We start from the raw sequence: 17,966 nt of genomic DNA, 5'->3' as shown, positions 1-17,966 counted from the left end.
GGATCGCGTTTAGCCCGCTAAACGCGATCCGGGCCGTTTTGTGCTCACGTGCCCCATCGGTCCCAGGAGCCCCGCCAGTTTCGCGTTTAGCCCGCTAAAGGCGCTCTGTGGCCGCATGGACCGTCCGAGTGGAAGGTAACCGGCGAGTAACTTACCTCTGGTCAGAAGGGGTGGCCGGGGTTACAGTCGAGGGTGTGACTGCGAGTAACACCACCACTGAAGACGACTTCGACTACGACGTGATCGTCGTCGGCTCCGGGTTCGGCGGCAGTGTCGCCGCCCTCCGCCTGACCGAGAAGGGCTACCGCGTCGCCGTCATCGAGGCGGGGCGCCGCTTCGCCGACGACGAGTTCGCGAAGACCTCCTGGGACCTTCGCCGCTACGTCTGGGCGCCGCAGGTCGGCTGCTACGGCATCCAGCGCATCCACATGCTCAAGGACGTCATGGTGCTCGCCGGCGCGGGTGTCGGCGGCGGCTCGCTGGTCTACGCGAACACGCTGTACCGCCCGCTGAAGCCGTTCTACGTGGACCCGCAGTGGTCCCACATCACCGACTGGGAGGCCGAGCTCGGCCCGCACTACGACCAGGCCAGCCGGATGCTGGGCGTCGTCACCAACCCGAGCGTCACGCCGTCCGACGTCGTCATGAAGGGCGTCGCCGCGGACATGGGCGTGCCGGAGTCGTACCACCCGACGCCCGTCGGCGTGTACTTCGGCAAGCCGGGGGAGCGTGCCGAGGACCCGTACTTCGGCGGCGCGGGCCCGGCGCGCACCGGCTGCACCGAATGCGGCGCCTGTATGACCGGCTGCCGCGTCGGCGCCAAGAACACGCTGGTCAAGAACTACCTCTACCTCGCGGAGAAGGACGGCGCGAAGGTCATCCCCCTCACCACCGTGAGCGCGATTAGCCCGCTAAACGCAGGTGGGTACGAGGTGAGCATCAAGAAGACCGGGACCACCTCGCGCAAGTTCCGGCACAAGCTCACCGCCGCGCAGGTGGTGCTCGCCGCCGGCACGTGGGGCACGCAGAACCTGCTGCACAGCATGCGCGACACCGCCAAGCTGCCGAAGCTCTCGCCGCGTCTCGGTGAACTGACCCGCACGAACTCCGAGGCCATCATCGGCGCCGCGCGCACCTCGGTCGACGAGGAGCGGAACTTCAGCCGTGGCGTCGCGATCACGTCGTCGATCCACCCCGACGCCAACACGCATATCGAGCCCGTCCGCTACGGCAAGGGCAGCAACGCGATGAGCCTGCTCCAGACCATCGCCACCGAAGGCGACTCGCCGGTCCCGCGCTGGCGCCAGGCCGTGAACTTCATGTTCAAGCATCCGGTCCAGACCGTGAAGCTGCTCAACGGCTACCGCTGGAGCGAACGCACGGTGATCCTGCTGGTGATGCAGAGCCTCGACAACTCGATCACCACATACACCAAGCGCGGGCTCTTCGGCCGCCGCAAGTACACGTCCAAACAGGGCCACGGCGAGCCGAACCCCAGCTTCATCCCCGCCGGGCACGAGGCCAACCTCCGGACCGCCGAGCGTATCGGCGGCATGGCGGGCGGCACCTGGGGCGAGATCTTCGACATCCCGCTCACGGCGCATTTCATCGGCGGCGCTCCGATCGGCACGGCGCCCGACAACGGCGTGATCGACCCGTACCACCGGGTCTTCAACTATCCCGGATTGTCCATTGTGGATGGTTCGGCGATCACGGCCAACCTCGGCGTGAACCCGTCGCTGACCATCACCGCCCAGGCGGAGCGGGCCTTCTCGTTCTGGCCCAACAAGGGCGAAAAGGACAGCAGGCCCGCACAGGACGCGCCGTACGCGCGCCTCGAACCGATCGCGCCGAAGAACCCGTCTGTTCCGTCGGACGCGCCAGCGGCGCTTCGGCGCTAAGTTGGGGAGGTGACCGCCTCCGAACGCGCACACGCGCTGCTGAACCGCGTCCGCGCCCTGCACGACGAATGGGCGCGGGTGACGCGCGAGCTCGACGAGGAGGCCGTGCACGCTCCCAGCGCGTTGCCCGCCTGGACGCGTGCGCATCTGTTGTCCCACTTGGCGCGCAACGCCGACGGCCTGGTCAACCTGCTCACCTGGGCGAAATCGGGTGTCGAGACGCCGATGTACGCCGGTGAGGCGGCCAGGGACGACGACATCGAGAAGGGCGCGTACCGGTCCGCCGAGGCGATCGCCGAAGACGTCGTCGCCGCCGCGGCACGGTTCGTCGAGGTCGCGTCGAGCCTGCCGGACGAGGCATGGCAGGTCCGGGTGCGCGCCCGGCAGGGGCGCGAGATCCCGGCGGAGTTCGTGCTGTGGCTCAGGCTTTCCGAGACCGCCATCCACTTGGCGGATCTCGATCTCGGCTACGACTTCGCCCGCGTCGCCGAACTGCTCGGCGACGAGTTCGAGATCGTCGTCGGCAACGCCATCGGCATGTACGGCAGTGAGCTGCCCTCCGTCCTGCTGATCGCCGTCGGCTCCGACGGGACCCGTCACGAATGGCGGATGGGCACCGGAGAGCCGGTCACGCTGACCGGCTCCCCGGGCGACGTCCTGGCGTGGATCACCGGCCGCGGCGATGGATCCACTTTGGACGGTACCGCGCCGCCACTGCCGCATTGGCTGTGACGGCACGGTCCACAAAGGACTAGGCGCGGAACGAGTCCACGCCGAACTGCTTCGCGAGGTCGTCGAGCATGGCGTTCGCGCCCTGCAGGCTCACCGAGGTGAACCAGGTGGTGTCGTTGACGTCGATCTTCTTTCCCTTGAGGGTGCCCCAAAGCGGGTTCGATTCGAACTTCGTCTTCGGGTTCTCGGCCTGCTTGGTCTCGTCGGTGTAGCTGGCGACGAAGATCGCTTCGGCGTCGAGTTTCCCGATCTCTTCCTGACTCAGGTCGTTGGAGATCTTCGTCTTGTTGTCCGGCTGGCCGGCGGGGCGCTGGAGCCCGGCGTCGGCCATCACGCTCCCGGGGAACGACGCGCTGCTGTAGAGCCGGACCGTCGGCTCCCCTTCGATGAAGCGGACCACGGAGACGGTCGCGGGTTTGCCGAGTTTGGCCTTGATCGCCTCGCCGACCTTGCGGGCCCGCTCCTCGTAGGCCTTGATCTTCTGCTCCGCCAAGGCTTCCTTGCCCAGCGCCTTGCCGAGCATGCGGATGTTCTCCTTCCAGGTGGCACCGGTGGTCTGGCTGAACACCGTGGGTGCGACCTTGCTGAACTCCGCGTAGAACTTCTCGTGGCGCACCTTCGCCGAAACGATCAGATCCGGCTTGATGTCGTACAGCTTCTCGATGTCCGGGCTTTCGAGCGCGCCGATCTCCTTGGCGCCCTCGGCGTACTTGCGGTCGTCGCCGAGGTAGTCCGGCAGCTTGTCGTAGTTGCGATATTTGGTGTACGCCACGACCTTCGTCTCGAGCGCGAGTGTCGCGTCGACGTAGCTGGAGTCGAGCGCCGCGACGGTGGCGGGCTGCTTGTCGATCGTGGTCGAGCCCATCACGTGTTCGACGGTGCGCGGGAATCCACTTTGGCCGGTGCCGGTGGAGGCGGATTCCTGTGCTCCGCCACCGCATGCGGAGAGTGCCAGGCAGGCTGTCACGGCGAGGGCGACGACTGCGCGCCGGGGTGGGGTCATGGGTCACTCTTTCTCTGCGGTTAGGCTTTCCTAACCGGAGCATAGGATGGCGGATGTCCACAGTGGAAGTTCGTGTTGGAAAGGCGACAGCGGGAGCCCTGCTCGTCACCCTTCTGGCTGTGATCTGCGTCGCGAGTGTCGCCCTCGGTGCGCGTTCGATTCCTTTGGGTGTCGTCTGGGACGCGATCTTCCATCCCACGGGTGTGCCGGATCACCTGATCGTCCGTTCGTTGCGGGTGCCACGCACGCTGCTCGGTGTCCTGGCGGGACTCGCGCTCGGCGCGGCCGGGGCGCTCATGCAGGGGCACACCCGTAACCCGCTCGCCGATCCCGGTTTGCTCGGTGTCACCCAGGGCGCGGCGTTCGCGGTGGTGCTCGCCGTCGTCGTGTTGGGCATCGACGACCTCTACGCGTTCATCTGGTTCGGCTTCGCGGGCGCGCTCGTCGCGAGCGCCGTGGTGTTCCTGCTCGGGGCCGTCGGCGGCCGCGGCGCCACCCCGGTGACGCTCGCGCTGGCCGGGGCCGCGGTGAGCGCCCTGCTCAACGGCGTCATCTCCGCGATCGTCCTCGGCGACGACCGCGGGATGGAGACGTACCGCTTCTGGCACGTCGGTTCGATCGCGGGCCGCGACCCCGCGATGATCGGTCAGATCGCCCCGTTCGTGGCCGCGGGCCTGCTGCTCGCGGTGATCAACACCCCGGGGATGAACACGCTCGCGCTCGGTGACGACGTCGCCGTCGCGCTCGGACGGCGGGTCGGCCGGACGCGGTTGCTCGGGGTCGCGGCGATCACGCTGCTGACCGGTGCCGCCGTCGCCGCCTGCGGGCCGATCGCGTTCCTCGGCCTGCTCGTCCCGCATTTCGCGCGGGCGATCAGCGGACCCGACTACCGCTGGCTGGTGCCGTTCTCGGCCGTGCTCGGCGCGATCCTGCTGCTCGCCGCGGACCTCCTCGGCCGCGTCGTCGCCTCGGACAGCCTGGAGGTCGGCATCATGCTGGCGGTACTCGGCGTGCCGGTGTTCATCCACCTCGTCCGGAAGAAGGGCCTGGCACGGATATGACGGATCCCAAGGTGATCTCGTTCGGTCCCGCGGCCTGGACGGTCCGGCCGAGGACGCTCGCCGTCGCGACTCTCGCGGCGGTCGCGCTGGTGCTGGTCGCGGCGCTGAACATCGGCATCGGCACCTCCCACATCGGTCTCGGCGACGTCCTGAAGACCCTGTTCGGCGGCGGCACCGCGCGGGAACGCGGGATCATCTTCGACCTGCGGATGCCTCGCACGCTGACCGCAATCGGCGTCGGCGCAGCCCTCGGCCTTTCGGGCGCGCTGTTCCAGACCATTGCCCGGAATCCGCTGGCCAGTCCGGACATCCTCGGGATCACCTGGGGCGCGGGGGTCGGCGCGGTCGGCGTGATCGTCGCCGGTGGCACCGGCGGCCAGGTCAGCGGCCTGGCGAGCACGCTGGGTGTCCCGCTCGCCGGGCTTGCGGGCGGTGTGATCGCGGGAATCCTGCTGTACGCGCTTTCCTGGCGCCGCGGGATCGACGGTTACCGGCTCGTGCTGATCGGGATCGCGCTTTCGGCCGTCGGCTACAACCTCGTGTACTGGATGCTGACCATCGGAGACGTCGACAACGCCGCGCGCGCGACGACGTGGATCGTGGGCAGCCTCGCCGACGTCGGCTGGGAATCGGTCGCCCCGGTCCTGCTCGCGCTGGCCGTGCTCGCCCCGGCCACGCTGATCGCCGGCCACACCATCGGCGGGCTTCAGTTCGGCGACGACACCGCGCGCGGCCTCGGCATCCGGGTCGACGCCGCCCGGGCGACCCTGCTGCTGCTCGGCGCGGCCTTGGCCGCCGTCGCCACCGCTGCCGCGGGCCCAATCACCTTCGTCGCGCTGGCCACCCCGCAGATCGCCTTGCGGCTGGTCCGCTCGGCGCAGCCACCGCTGTTCGGATCGATGGTCCTCGGCGCGCTGCTGACCGTCGGCGCGGATTTCGTGGTGCGGGTGACCCCGGTCCTGTCCGGGCTCCCGGTGGGCGTGCTGACGGCGATCCTCGGTGCGCCGTACCTGATCTTCCTGTTCGTCCGCAGCCGTAAGGAGGAGCGCGCGTGAACGCCAGACTGCGTGCCCGGGAACTGGAACTCGGTTACGGCGAAACGCCCGTCGTGACCGGGCTCGACCTCGACGTCCTCGACGGGACCGTCACCGCGATCATCGGCCCCAACGGCTGCGGTAAGTCCACTTTGCTGCGAGCGCTGGCGCGGTTGCTCAAGCCACGCCAGGGCGCGGTGCTGCTGGACGGTGAACGGATCGACAAACTGCCGACCCGTGAGGTCGCCAAGATCATCGGCCTGTTGCCGCAGACGCCGTCCGCCCCCGAAGGTCTGACGGTCTCCGATCTGGTCCGGCGCGGGCGGCATCCGCACCAGAGCTGGTACCGGCAGTGGTCCTCGTCCGACGACGAGGCGATCGAGCGGGCGCTGCGGCTGACCGGGATGGACGAGTACGCGGGCCGGGTCGTCGACCAGCTTTCCGGCGGGCAGCGGCAGCGGGCGTGGATCTCGATGACGCTGGCCCAGGAGACCGGGCTGCTCCTGCTCGACGAGCCGATCACCTATCTCGACCTCGCGCACCAGATCGACGTGCTGGACCTGGTTTACCGGCTGCACAAGGAACGTGGGACCACCGTGGTGATGGTGCTGCACGACCTGAACCTCGCCGCCAGGTACGCGGACAAGCTGGTCGCGATGCGCGGCGGCCGGATCGTCGCGCAGGGCCCGCCCGCGGAGGTGCTCACCGAGCCGCTCCTCGACGAGATCTTCGGCCTGTCGGCGAAGGTCATGGAGGATCCGGTGTCCGGGACGCCGCTGGTCGTGCCGGTGAGCGCACACCTTCGGGCGTAGCGTCGCAACCTGCCCGTCCGCGATGCGTCTAACGGGCATGGAGAGAAGGGCGTTCCTCAAACTCGCCGGTGCGACCGTGGCCGGGACGGTCGCGACGGCGTGCTCGGCCGCGCCTCCCGCGCAGGCGCCGAGTTCCGCGCCCGGTACGTCGCTGCCGCCGAGCACCGGTGTCACGCCACCCTCCGGCCCGCCGGACTGGGCCGCACTGCGGAAGAAGATCTCCCTTCTCCTGCCGGGGGATTCCGGATACGACAACGCCAAACGCGTCTTCAACCCGGCCTTCGACGGGCTCAAACCCGCCGCGATCGCGAAATGCGCCAAACCCGAAGACGTGCAGGCTGCCGTTTCCGCTGCCGCGAGACGAGTTCCCATCGCCGCGCGCAGTGGTGGGCACAGCTACGCCGGCTACTCGGTTCCCGACGGCGGTCTGATGATCGACCTCGGCGGAATGTCCTCAGTGGACGTCCAAGGTGAACAGGTCGTGATCGGTGCGGGCGCCAAGCTGAAGAACGTCTACGCGACGCTCGGCGCCGCGGGGCGTTGCCTGCCCGCGGGTTCCTGTCCCAGTGTCGGGATCGCCGGGCTGACGCTCGGCGGCGGAATCGGTGTCCTCGCCCGGAAATACGGCCTCACCTGTGATCACCTGGTGTCCGCGCGAGTCGTGACGGCGGACGGGAAGCTGCGGACGGCGTCGGCGGATTCCGAACCCGAGCTGTTCTGGGCGTTGCGCGGCGGGGGAGGCGGCAACTTCGGTGTCGTCACCTCGTTCACCTTTCGCACCGACGCGGCACCTTCGGCCGTTTCGGTGTTCTCCTTGCGATTCCCGGCGGGCAGTGCGGACGACGTGCTCGCCGAGTGGCAGCGGTGGCTCCCCAAGGCGCCGCCGGAGTTGTGGGCGAACGTCGTGCTCTCCGGTGGATCGCCGGTCGGTGCGCGTATTTCCGGTTGCTACGTCGGCGATTCCGCTTCCTTGGGCAAGTTGCTGGACGGATTCTCCGGTGCGACGCGTTCCGTCAAGCAGCTCGACTACCTCGGTGCGATGAAGTACTTCTCCGGCAGCGAAAACCGACAGTCCTTTGTGGCCTCATCGAGGATTCTCGAAGAACCGGTGGATCCCGCGAAGCTGACGTCCGTGCTCAAGGGCAGGCGAGGGATGGATCTCCTGGTCGACGGTCTCGGCGGCGCCGTCGCCGACGTCGAGCCGGACGCCACCGCGTTCTGGCACCGGAAGGCGATCGGCAGCGTGCAGATCTACAGTCAGGCCGATTCGCGTAACCGTTCCGCGGCAACGGATTCTGTCGCGGAAGTGGTGACGGGTCTCGGGCTGGGCGGGGGCTACGTCAACTACATCGACCCCGCCCTGCCCGACTGGATGACGGCGTATTACGGCGGCAACGCCACCCGCCTCAAGCAGGTGGCCAAAACCTACGACCCGGACAAGGTCTTCGGGTTCGCGCAGGCCGTCACTCCGGATTAGAGGTCGATGCCGGTGAAGACGGTGACCCGTTCCTCGGTGAGGTCGTGCATCGCGGCGAGTACGCCTTCCCTGCCGACGCCCGATCCCTTGACGCCGCCGTACGGCATCTGGTCCGCGCGGTAGGACGGGACATCGCCGATGATCACGCCGCCGACCTCCAGCTCCGTCGACGCGTAGAAGGCGAGATGGACGTCGCGGGTGAACACTCCGGCCTGCAAGCCGTAGGCGGATTCGTTGACCGACGCGAAAGCCTCGTCGACACCATCCACAATGGACACCGCGAGCACCGGGCCGAAGATCTCCTCCGCCCAGGCCTTTGTGGACGGTGGGACGTCGGTGAGCACGGTCGGCTCCACCGTGGCGCCGTCACGCTTGCCGCCGGTGAGGATCTTCGCGCCCGCGGCGACGGCCTCGTCGATCCAGGCCACGATCCGCTCCGCGGCGGCTTCGTCGACCACCGGGCCCACATCGGTGTTCTTGTCGTACGGGTCACCGGTCCGCTGAGCCTTCACGGCCTCCACCAAGGCTGGCACGAACTCTTCGGCGACCTCGCGTTCGACGATGACGCGTTGCACGGCGATACAGGACTGCCCGGCCTGGTAGTTGCCGAAGGTCGCGATCCGCTCCGCCGCTCCCTCGGGGTCCGGCCAGTCGCGGAGCACGACGGCGGCCGCGTTGCCACCGAGTTCGAGCACGACATGCTTGCGCGGCGCGGCGTCCGCGATCGACCAGCCGACCGGGCCCGAACCGGTGAACGACACGACCGGCAGCCGGGGATCCGCGACCAGCGCCGACGTCTCCTCATTACCGAGCGGCAGCACCGAGAACGCGCCCTCCGGCAGATCCGTCTCGGCCAGGATCTCGCCGAGGATCAGCGCGGCCAGCGGCGTCCGCGGCGCGGGTTTGACGATGATCGGCGCGCCGACCGCGAGCGACGGCGCGATCTTGTGCGCCACCAGGTTCAGCGGGAAGTTGAACGGCGCGATCCCCAGCACCGGGCCACGCGGGATACGGCGGGTGAGCGCCAACCTTCCTTCGCCCGCCGGATCGGTGTCCAGTCGTTGCAGGTCACCGCTGAACCGGCGGGCCTCCTCGGCGGCGATCCGGAACACCGACACCGCGCGCCGCACCTCGGCCTCGGCCCATTTGAGCGGCTTGCCGTTCTCGGCGGTGATGACTTCGGCGATCTCCTCGGCCCGGCCGGCGATGACCCGCGAAACATGGTCGAGTGCCGCGGCGCGGCTGTGCGCCGACGACCGCCGGAACTCCTTCGCGACACTCACCGCCGCGCTCACCGCTCGTTCGACCTGATCGGGGCCGGGCACCGCGACGGTGGCGACTTCGCTTCCGTCGAAAGGGTGGTGCACGGTGAGCGTCGAAGCGCCCTGTTCGGGGCGTCCGGCGATCCAGGCGGGGCGCGGCTCCGGGGTGATCATGTCCATGGGTGACAAGGTATTCCAGTCAGGGTGCTCGCGGGATTCGGTCAAGCGGCGGCGTGTCCTCGGGACGATCGCCGGTATTTGCCCGGTGGGGTGCCGTAGTGGCGTTTGAACGCGGTGGCGAACGCGAACTCGGACCGATATCCGACCTTGTCGGCGACCGTGTTCAGCGGTGCGTCGGTGGTGCGGAGCAGGCGGGCCGCGGTGGTCATGCGCCACCAGGTGAGGTAGCGCATCGGTGGCTCGCCGGTGAGGTCGGTGAACCGTTTGGCGAACGGTGCTCTGGACAGTCCGGTCAGTGCGGCCAGCGACCTGACGGTCCACGGGTGTGCGGGCTCCCGGTGCATGGCCGCCAGCGCCGCGGCGACCGCCGGGTCGGTGAACGCCGACGCCCAGCCGGTCTCGTTGGTTTTCAACCAGGCGCGGAGGGCGTAGTGCAGGAGCGTGTCGAGAAGCGCGGGGATGACGCCGTCGGTGCCCAGCCCCGGCCGGGTCAGTTCGCCGGTGAGCAGATTCACCGCGGCCTTCAGTTCGGGGCAGTCGCGGGTGGTGAGGTGGACTATCTCGGGTAGGTCCCGCAGCAACGGGTGCGTGCCGGCGGGGGACAGTTCGTACGCGCCGCACAGCGTCACGGCGACTGGGCCTGTGCCGTCGGTATCGACGGCCGTGGGGGCGCACGGGCGCGCGTTCGCCGCACTGTCGGGACTGTCGGCCAGCACGTGGCCTTCTCCGTGGGGCAGGAGCACGACGTCGCCCGCTTCGAGCCGGACCGGTGCACCCCGGTGCGGGACGACGACGCAGCCGCCTCGCACCACCACCCGGAATCCAACGGCGCCCGGCACGGCCGGGAACCGCACGGCCCACGGCGCGTGCCAGGTCTCCAGGAACGACCTCGGCCTGCCGGTCCGCATGACGGAGAGGACTTCGCTGAGTACGTCCACGACGGTCAGCGTAGGACGATCACGAAGGAACCGGGGACGCTGACGCATGGATCGTCTTGATCACCGCCCTTATCGTCACGGATATGAGAGCGGCACGGATCCACCAGTACGGCGATGCGAGCGTGATCCGGATCGACGACCTCGCCCGTCCGGCACCCGGACCGGGGCAGGTGCTGATCCGGGTCGCGGCGACTTCGTTCAACCCGACCGAGGCGGCACTGCGCTCCGGGATGCTGCGCGACCTGACCCCGACGGATCTGCCGTTGACGCTGGGCTGGGACGTCGCGGGCACGATCGCCGAACTCGGTGAGGGGGTGCGGGAGTACGCGGTCGGTGACCGAGTCGTCGGCCTGATCGGCGCGGCCGCCGCCGATTTCGCGGTCGCCGACGCCACGGCGGTGGTCGCCGCACCCGTCACCATTCCGCTCGCCGACGCGGCCGCCCTGCCGCTCGCCGGACTGACCGCGTGGCAGGTGATCGAACGCGCGGGGCTCACCGAGGGCGAGCGTGTCCTGGTCAACGGCGCCGGCGGCGGTATCGGCGGATTCGTCGTGCAGCTCGCCAAGCGGGCCGGAGCGTGGGTGATCGCCACGGCAGGCCCCCGCAGCACCCAAGTGGTCCGGCGACAGGGTGCCGATCACGTCATCGACTACACCGCCACCCCGCTTGTCGATGCCGTCGGCGACCGGGTCGACGTCGTGCTGAACCTCGTCCCCCTGGACCAGGCGCAGGCGACCGCGGTGGCCGCGCTGGCCCGGCCAGGCGGCCGCGTCGTCTCGGCGACCAACGTGATCGGGGCGCCACCCGGGGTCACCGCGACGCACGTCGTCGCCGACAACGACCCCGAACACCTGGCCGCGTTGGTGGCCCTCGTCGACCGCGGCGCGGTCACCGTCGACATCTCCGAACGCCGCACACTCGACGACCTCGCCGCCCTCCACCGCAGAAGCGAAGCAGGCGACATCCGCGGCAAGATCATCATCCGGCCTGGGCGGGTTCCGGGTGCGCCGTCGAAGCTCGCGCGTCGCGTTTAGCGGGCTAAACGCGACGCGCGTGGAGGTCGCGCAGCAGGAGGATTTCGGCGCCGTGGTGGATGGCCTCCCGGTTGATGTGCAGGACGAGGGCCGCGAAGGGGTACTCCGCGTACGGGCCCTCGGCCTCGCCGCAGGGGCGTTCGAGGTCTTCGGCAGTGAGGCCGCGGACGCCGTCACTCCAGCGCGCGTACGCGTCGTCGAGCTGCTTCAGCGATTCTTTGGCAGAGGGCGCGTACGGGAACGTCTGATAGTCGACGGGCGGGCCGCCGAAGTGCGACGCGGTCCGCATGCCGAAGACGCCGACGATGATGTGGGCGAGGCGCCAGGCGATCGTCGTCACCGGCGGCGGGGACGGCTCCGGATACGCCCAGTCGATCGTGACCTCGCCGTTCTCGCCCGGCCGTACCGTCCAGCAGTCCTCGACGGGTTCCCAGAGGTACTCGTCGTCGGTGAGGGTCTCCAGCCGGGGGCGCAGATGGTTCTGCCAGTGCCAGTCGAGCTGTTCGGAGAGTTCCTTGCTCCAGTCGATGCCCATGTCCGCCGACGGTAGGTCGCCTCGCGGTCATCCGCTGTCCTGAATCGTGAGGGGGTTGGCGGCGGGGTGACCGGGCCCACCTGGGACGATGGTGGGGAAGCGTACTGCTCTGATCTGGAGGTTTCAGGTGCCCAGTCCCACCGGTCCGGTACTCGTCGTGGACTTCGGGGCGCAGTACGCGCAACTGATCGCGCGCCGGGTGCGTGAGGCGCAGGTCTACTCCGAGGTCGTCCCGCACACCGCCACCGCCGAGGACATCCTCGCCAAGGACCCCGCCGCCATCATCCTTTCCGGTGGCCCTTCCAGCGTGTACGCGGAGAACGCGCCCGCCCTCGCCCCCGGGCTGGTCGACGCGGGCGTGCCGATCCTCGGGATCTGCTACGGCCACCAGGTGCTCGCGCAGGCCCTCGGCGGCACCGTCGAGCCGACCGGGATCCGCGAGTTCGGCCGCACCGAGGTCCGTGTGGCCGGTGAAGGCGGCGTCCTGCACGCAGGCCTCCCGAGCAACCAGCCCGCCTGGATGAGCCACAACGACAGCGTCACCAAGGCCCCCGAGGGCGCCACCGTGACCGCTTCGAGTGACGGCGCCGCCGTCGCCGGATTCGAAGACGTCGAGCGCCGCTTCGCCGGCGTCCAGTACCACCCCGAGGTGCACCACTCGCCGCACGGCCAGGAGGTGCTCCGCCGCTTCCTGCACGACATCGCGGGCATCAAGCCGCAGTGGACGACGTCGTCCATCGTCGACGACCAGGTCAAGCGCATCGCCGAACAGGTCGGCGACGGCCGGGCGATCTGCGGGCTCTCCGGCGGCGTCGACTCCGCCGTGGCCGCCGCGCTGGTCCAGCGGGCCATCGGTGACCGGCTGACCTGCGTGTTCGTCGACCACGGCCTGCTGCGCTCCGGCGAGCGCACCCAGGTCGAACGCGATTTCGTCGCCGCGACCGGGGTCAACCTGGTGACCGTCGACGCGCGCGACCGGTTCCTCGACGCGCTGGCCGGGGTCACCGACCCCGAAGAGAAGCGCAAGATCATCGGCCGCGAGTTCATCCGCGTGTTCGAGCAGGCCGAGCGCGACCTCAAGGCCGAGGGCGACTACAAGTTCCTGGTCCAGGGCACGCTGTACCCGGACGTCGTCGAGTCCGGCGGCGGCGAGGGCGCGGCGAACATCAAGAGCCACCACAACGTCGGCGGGCTTCCCGACGATCTGCAGTTCGAGCTCGTCGAGCCGCTGCGGCTGCTGTTCAAGGACGAGGTGCGGCGCGTCGGGCTGGAGCTCGGGCTGCCGGAGACGATCGTGCAGCGGCAGCCGTTCCCCGGTCCGGGGCTCGGCATCCGGATCATCGGCGCGGTCGACGCCGAGCGGCTCGAGACGCTGCGCGCGGCGGACGCCATCGCGCGTGAGGAACTCACCGCGGCCGGGCTGGACGGCGAGATCTGGCAGTGCCCGGTGGTGCTGCTGGCCGATGTTCGCAGCGTCGGTGTCCAGGGCGACGGGCGGACCTACGGGCACCCGATCGTGCTGCGGCCGGTGTCGTCCGAGGACGCGATGACCGCGGACTGGACGCGGCTGCCGTACGAGGTGCTGGAGCGGATCTCGACCCGCATCACGAACGAGGTCGCCGAGGTGAACCGGGTGGTCCTGGACGTCACGTCCAAGCCGCCGGGCACCATCGAGTGGGAGTGACCGCCCCCGCCCCGACCTGCGTTTAGCGGGCTAATCGCGATCTGTCGGCCCTGGGGCACCAGGCGACCGGATCGCGTTTAGCCCGCTAACTGCGCTCTGGGGCCGTGGGCACCTGGGCGGCACCGGATCGCGTTTAGCCCGCTAAACGCAGGTCGGCACCGGGGGCGGAGCAAGGCGAAGGCCCCGGCGAGGGGCCGGGGCCTTCGGAGTGGGGTGGAGCGTCAGCGGCGCCGCTAGCGGCGGCTCTTGCGCAGCGAAGCGGCGAGCAGCAGGACACCGACGAAGATCGCACCGCCCGCCATGACCCACCGGAAGTCGAACTGCGGGAGCCACGAGGAGCCGTCCGACAGGACGTAAGCCGACACCAGCAGCGTCGCGATCCCGACGAACAGGGTGATGGCGTCCACCCCGCGCTTCGCGGGTTGAGCCGACTGGGTCTGCGCGTTGTCGTAGTCGTACTCAGCCACGACGCACCTCCACGTTCCCGACACCGTTCTCGACCTTCACGGTGATCTTCTGTCCGTTGGTGCCCGGCGACGTGAAGTCGACGACCTCCTCGCCGACCCCCGACCGGGACTGGCCGAGGCAATCGATATCGCCCGCGCCCGTCTCGCAGGAGACCTTCACCTCGGCTCCGGCCGGGACGAGCACAGTCGAGCTGCCCGCGCCGTTGGTGACCTTCGTGGACACCGAAGCGCCCGCCGGCAACTTGGTCAGGTCGATATCGATGTCCCCCGCCGAACGGTGGTACTCCGGGAGCACCTCGGAGGCCTGGACGGGCGTCGCCGTCAGGTCGCCGACGCCACCCTTCACGGAGAAGTTCTCGAACGGCACCGTGGTCAGCGCCATCCCGACGATCGCCAGCGGCACCGCGAGCCCGATCAGCCCGCGACCGCCCCGCACGAACGAACCGGCCACCAGGCCGATGCCGATCACACCCAAGGTGAGCCCGACGACGTGTTGCGGGGTGAACCACGCCTCGCCGTCCAGCCCCAGGACGGTGCCGACCCCGGCGACCAGTACGGCGATCCCGAAGGTCGCGACACCGATCTTCGACTTGCGGCGGCGGGGCATCGGCGGCGCGGGAGGCGGCGGAGGAGTCTGCGGCGGCAGCCCGCCGGACGGCGAAGCGTTCGGCAGATCCCAAGCGGACGGGTCGGCCGCGAGCGGGTCCCATCCGCCCTCGGTGGTCGTCGAGGTGGAAGCGGCCGACGCCATCGAGAACGCGGCGGCGGGCTGAGCCGGGGTGGGCATCGACGGCCGGTTGAACTGCCCGCGGTTGCGGTGCAGCAGGTACAGCGCGACGGCCATCAGCGCGAAACCGATCAGCCCGGTGCCGTCGGTCATCCAGCCGCCGCTCAAGGTCCAGGTGAGACCGGGGAACAGCAGGATCAGCAGCATCACCGCGAACGCGGGCGAACTCGACGCGCGTCCCCGGCCGATCAGGCCCTCGAAAGCGGAAACGCGGTCGCCTTCCTGCGGCAGGAACAGCCAGCCAAGCAGATAGACGAAGACGCCGAACCCGCCGAACACCGTCGCGGCGACCAGCGCGACACGGACCACGGTCGGGTCGATGCCGTACCGGTAGCCGATGCCCGCGGCGACACCGGCGAATTTGCGGCCCGCCACCGGGCGGACCGGCCTGCTCCGCCAGAAATCCTTGACGGTCTCCTCGAAGCCGGCCGCGGGGCCGCGCTTCGGAACCTGTGTCTCACTCCCACTCATGCCACAAAGAATGCGCCCCGGCGGGCCCTCGCCACATCCGGGAACTCCCCTGAGGTTTCCCCCAGCGGGAAGAGTCAGGGGTTTCCCCGATGGATCAGTACCCCACTACGTGTGACCATGGGGAACGTGCAGGAATCCGCCCCCAACGACCTCGCCGAACAGGTGAAGCCGACGATCATCGAGCGCCCTCCGGTGCCCGTTCCCGGCAGCCTGTCCCCGGCACCGTTCGAGCCCCCCAAGATGTATCGCCGCCGGTCCGGCCGCGCCATCGCGGGTGTCGCCGGCGGACTCGCCGACCACCTCGGCGTCAAGGTGCTCTGGGTCCGGACCGCGTTCGCGTTGCTGGCCGCCCTGAACGGCGCCGGCCTGCTCGCCTACGGCCTGCTCTGGGTGTTCGTCCAGCAGCAATCCGGCGAGGTCGAGCCGGAGAAATCCGCGCCGAAGGAGAAGCAACAGGCCTTCGGGCTGATGGCGCTGGGTGTCGGCCTCGCCGTCGCCAGCGGCACACTGACCGGCTTGATCAGCGGCTGGGTCGCCATCCCGCTGGCGCTGGCGATGATCGGTGCGGCCGTCGTCTGGCGCGAGGCCGACGAGTCGCAACGCCGCCGCTGGCGCCTGGGTGCCAAGGGCGGTGTCGCCACGGCGTTCCTCGGCGGCGGTGGCTGGTCGGCCGCGATCCGCGTGGTCGCGGGTGTGGCGCTGGTGATGACCGGCATCGGCGTCGTCGTCCTGGAGAGCGGCAGTATCGACCAGGTCAAGTTCGCGCTGGTCGCCGTGATCGCGACGCTGTTCGGCGTCGCCGTGCTGACCGTCCCGTTCTGGCTGCGCCTGGTCCGCGACCTGTCCGACGAGCGCACCGCCCGCATCCGCACCGACGAACGCGCCGAGATCGCCGCACATCTGCACGACTCGGTACTCCAGACGCTCGCGCTGATCCAGAAACAGGCGGAATCACCGCGCGAGGTCGCCAGGCTCGCGCGCGGCCAGGAACGCGAGCTGCGCGGTTGGCTGTACGGGCCGTCTGGGTACGGCAAGAGCAAGAAGACCGAGGAAGAGGCCGTCAGCGGTCAGCTGTCCGAGGTGCTCGCGGCGGCCTGTGGCGAGGTCGAGGACGCGTTCGCGATCTCGGTGCAGCAGGTCGTCGTGGGGGAGGCGACGCTGAACGAGCCGCTGACCGCGCTGGTCCAGGCGGCGCGCGAAGCGATCGTCAACGCCGCCAAGCACGCGGGTGTCGACGAGGTCAGCGTGTACGCCGAAGTCGAGCCGACCGCGGTGACGGTGTTCGTGCGCGACCGGGGCAAGGGGTTCGATCCCGACGTCGTGCCGAGCGACCGGCACGGGCTCGCCGATTCCATCCGGGGGCGGATGGAGCGGCACGGCGGGAAGCTGAAACTGCGTACCGCACCGGGTGAAGGAACCGAGGTCCAGCTGGAGATGCCGGTCAAGGCGGGGAAGGGCGCGGCGTGAGGTCGCTATGCTCACGGGACAGGGCGAGCGAGGGAGCATCGTGACGGAGAACCAGCAGACGCGGGAGCCGGTCAAGGTCTTCCTCGTCGACGACCACGCGCTCTTCCGCGCGGGCGTGCGCACCGAACTGGACTCGATCACCGACGACGTCCGCGTGGTCGGTGAGGCGGGCTCGGTCGCCGAGGCGGTCGCGGGCATCGCCCGGACCAAACCGCAGGTCGTGCTGCTCGACGTGCATATGCCGGACGGCGGTGGCGCCGAGGTGCTGCGCCGGGTCCGGCCGGAACTGCCGGACGTCGTGTTCCTGGCGCTGTCGGTCTCCGACGCCGCGGAAGACGTGATCGCCGTGATCCGCGCGGGGGCGCGGGGGTATGTCACGAAGACGATCTCGTCGAAGGAGCTCGTGCGCGCCGTCGTGCGGGTCTCGGACGGGGACGCGGTGTTCTCGCCGCGGCTGGCCGGGTTCGTGCTCGACGCGTTCGCCGACCGGCCGGGTTCCGCGCCGATCAGCGACCCGGACCTCGACCTGCTGACCCCGCGTGAGCGTGACGTGCTGCGGCTGCTCGCGCGCGGGTACGCGTACAAGGAGATCGCGTCGGAGCTGTTCATCTCGGTGAAGACCGTCGAGACCCATGTGTCGAGCGTTCTGCGGAAGACGCAGCTTTCGAACCGGTACGAGCTTTCCCGCTGGGCTTCCGACCGGCGTCTCGTCTAGGTGGCGCCTGTTCTCCTCGGCCTGGTAGCCGTGTTCTTCCTAGGTATGGGGCTGCTCGGGCTCGCCGTGCCGGAGCGGCTGATCCGGCCGTTCGGCATTTCGCTGGAGTCGGCGACGGCGCGGACCGAGGTGCGCGCGGTGTACGGCGGCTTCGGGGTGGCTGTCGCGGTGTTGCTCGGGTTCGCGGCTTTCGACGTCGGCGGGATACAGCGGGGCGTCGCGATCGCGGTGGCCGTCGCGCTCGGCGGGATGGCCTTAGGGCGGCTGGTCGCGCGGTTCGCGGAACGGCCCGAACGGTTCTATCCGAGCTGGCTCTACTTCTGGGTCGAGATCGTCCTCGCGGGTTTGCTCACCCTCGCGGGCCTGGGGGCTCGCCGGATCGCGTTTAGCGGGCTAAACGCGATCC

At 69.6% G+C, this 17,966-nt stretch carries 17 protein-coding genes; 11 read left to right on the top strand and 6 right to left on the bottom strand.

Annotation, left to right across the window (positions count from 1 at the left end; genetic code table 11):
* The first annotated feature begins 194 nt into the window (after nucleotides 1-194).
* Together ACFWIW_RS17375 and ACFWIW_RS17370 are read left to right on the top strand one after the other, a co-directional pair.
* A complete protein-coding gene (locus ACFWIW_RS17375) occupies nucleotides 195-1,901 on the top strand; it encodes a GMC oxidoreductase (RefSeq protein WP_378369382.1) in 1,707 nt (568 codons plus the stop codon).
* Nucleotides 1,902-1,910: 9 nt separating this feature from the next.
* Nucleotides 1,911-2,633 (top strand): maleylpyruvate isomerase N-terminal domain-containing protein, encoded by a 723-nt coding sequence (locus tag ACFWIW_RS17370; RefSeq protein WP_378369381.1) that lies wholly within the window; start codon nucleotides 1,911-1,913, stop codon nucleotides 2,631-2,633.
* Between the two features lie 19 nt (nucleotides 2,634-2,652).
* Here ACFWIW_RS17370 and ACFWIW_RS17365 read toward each other — a convergent pair whose 3' ends face one another.
* Entirely contained in the window at nucleotides 2,653-3,636 is a 984-nt protein-coding gene (locus ACFWIW_RS17365; RefSeq protein ID WP_378369380.1) for an ABC transporter substrate-binding protein, read from the bottom strand.
* A 53-nt stretch (nucleotides 3,637-3,689) separates the two neighbouring features.
* On the opposite strand from ACFWIW_RS17365, the gene ACFWIW_RS17360 reads away from it, so the two are divergent.
* The 4 genes from ACFWIW_RS17360 to ACFWIW_RS17345 are packed head-to-tail and all read left to right on the top strand — an operon-like array spanning nucleotide 3,690 to nucleotide 8,020.
* The gene (locus tag ACFWIW_RS17360) at nucleotides 3,690-4,697 is read left to right on the top strand and encodes a FecCD family ABC transporter permease (protein WP_378369379.1); all 1,008 of its coding nucleotides are present in this window, start codon (nucleotides 3,690-3,692) and stop codon (nucleotides 4,695-4,697) included.
* Complete coding sequence (locus ACFWIW_RS17355; RefSeq protein WP_378369378.1) at nucleotides 4,694-5,752, top strand: FecCD family ABC transporter permease; 1,059 nt, start codon at nucleotides 4,694-4,696, stop codon at nucleotides 5,750-5,752. The genes ACFWIW_RS17360 and ACFWIW_RS17355 overlap by 4 nt, the downstream gene beginning before the upstream one ends.
* Nucleotides 5,749-6,543 carry an ABC transporter ATP-binding protein gene (locus ACFWIW_RS17350; RefSeq protein ID WP_016331172.1) on the top strand — a complete coding sequence of 265 codons (795 nt, stop codon included), beginning with the start codon at nucleotides 5,749-5,751 and terminating at the stop codon, nucleotides 6,541-6,543. The genes ACFWIW_RS17355 and ACFWIW_RS17350 overlap by 4 nt, the downstream gene beginning before the upstream one ends.
* Before the next feature lie 37 nt (nucleotides 6,544-6,580).
* The gene (locus tag ACFWIW_RS17345; protein WP_378369377.1) at nucleotides 6,581-8,020 is read left to right on the top strand and encodes an FAD-dependent oxidoreductase; all 1,440 of its coding nucleotides are present in this window, start codon (nucleotides 6,581-6,583) and stop codon (nucleotides 8,018-8,020) included.
* Here ACFWIW_RS17345 and ACFWIW_RS17340 read toward each other — a convergent pair.
* The gene (locus ACFWIW_RS17340) at nucleotides 8,017-9,462 is read right to left on the bottom strand and encodes an aldehyde dehydrogenase family protein (protein ID WP_378369376.1); all 1,446 of its coding nucleotides are present in this window, start codon (nucleotides 9,460-9,462) and stop codon (nucleotides 8,017-8,019) included. The two genes, ACFWIW_RS17345 and ACFWIW_RS17340, sit on opposite strands and share 4 nt — an antisense overlap.
* Before the next feature lie 41 nt (nucleotides 9,463-9,503).
* Nucleotides 9,504-10,400: an AraC family transcriptional regulator gene (locus tag ACFWIW_RS17335; RefSeq protein WP_378369375.1), complete on the bottom strand. Its 897-nt coding sequence runs from the start codon at nucleotides 10,398-10,400 to the stop codon at nucleotides 9,504-9,506.
* An 83-nt stretch (nucleotides 10,401-10,483) separates the two neighbouring features.
* On the opposite strand from ACFWIW_RS17335, the gene ACFWIW_RS17330 reads away from it, so the two are divergent.
* A complete protein-coding gene (locus ACFWIW_RS17330; RefSeq protein WP_378369374.1) occupies nucleotides 10,484-11,434 on the top strand; it encodes an NADP-dependent oxidoreductase in 951 nt (316 codons plus the stop codon).
* 4 nt (nucleotides 11,435-11,438) lie between these two features.
* On the opposite strand, the gene ACFWIW_RS17325 is transcribed toward ACFWIW_RS17330, so the two are convergent.
* Complete coding sequence (locus ACFWIW_RS17325; protein WP_378369373.1) at nucleotides 11,439-11,969, bottom strand: DinB family protein; 531 nt, start codon at nucleotides 11,967-11,969, stop codon at nucleotides 11,439-11,441.
* A gap of 127 nt (nucleotides 11,970-12,096) precedes the next feature.
* Here ACFWIW_RS17325 and guaA point away from each other — a divergent pair, with 127 nt between their 5' ends.
* On the top strand, nucleotides 12,097-13,653 hold the full coding sequence (gene guaA, locus ACFWIW_RS17320; RefSeq protein ID WP_016331177.1) for a glutamine-hydrolyzing GMP synthase: 1,557 nt from the start codon (nucleotides 12,097-12,099) through the stop codon (nucleotides 13,651-13,653).
* A gap of 233 nt (nucleotides 13,654-13,886) precedes the next feature.
* Here guaA and ACFWIW_RS17315 read toward each other — a convergent pair whose 3' ends face one another.
* Together ACFWIW_RS17315 and ACFWIW_RS17310 are read right to left on the bottom strand one after the other, a co-directional pair.
* Nucleotides 13,887-14,120, bottom strand: coding sequence for a hypothetical protein (locus ACFWIW_RS17315; protein ID WP_240595760.1), 234 nt, complete (start codon nucleotides 14,118-14,120; stop codon nucleotides 13,887-13,889).
* Nucleotides 14,113-15,378: a PspC domain-containing protein gene (locus ACFWIW_RS17310; protein ID WP_378369372.1), complete on the bottom strand. Its 1,266-nt coding sequence runs from the start codon at nucleotides 15,376-15,378 to the stop codon at nucleotides 14,113-14,115. The genes ACFWIW_RS17315 and ACFWIW_RS17310 overlap by 8 nt, the downstream gene beginning before the upstream one ends.
* A gap of 111 nt (nucleotides 15,379-15,489) precedes the next feature.
* Here ACFWIW_RS17310 and ACFWIW_RS17305 point away from each other — a divergent pair, with 111 nt between their 5' ends.
* The 3 genes from ACFWIW_RS17305 to ACFWIW_RS17295 form a co-directional block, all read left to right on the top strand.
* Nucleotides 15,490-16,845: a PspC domain-containing protein gene (locus ACFWIW_RS17305; protein WP_378369371.1), complete on the top strand. Its 1,356-nt coding sequence runs from the start codon at nucleotides 15,490-15,492 to the stop codon at nucleotides 16,843-16,845.
* A gap of 7 nt (nucleotides 16,846-16,852) precedes the next feature.
* Nucleotides 16,853-17,560 (top strand): response regulator transcription factor, encoded by a 708-nt coding sequence (locus ACFWIW_RS17300; RefSeq protein WP_085939730.1) that lies wholly within the window; start codon nucleotides 16,853-16,855, stop codon nucleotides 17,558-17,560.
* A partial coding sequence (locus ACFWIW_RS17295) for a DUF4345 domain-containing protein (RefSeq protein ID WP_378369370.1) occupies nucleotides 17,561-17,966 on the top strand: 406 nt, incomplete at its 3' end.

It is taken from the genome of Amycolatopsis sp. NPDC058340 (genome assembly GCF_042723975.1).
Lineage (GTDB): Bacteria > Actinomycetota > Actinomycetes > Mycobacteriales > Pseudonocardiaceae > Amycolatopsis.
This window is presented reverse-complemented; position numbering and strand designations above follow the sequence as displayed.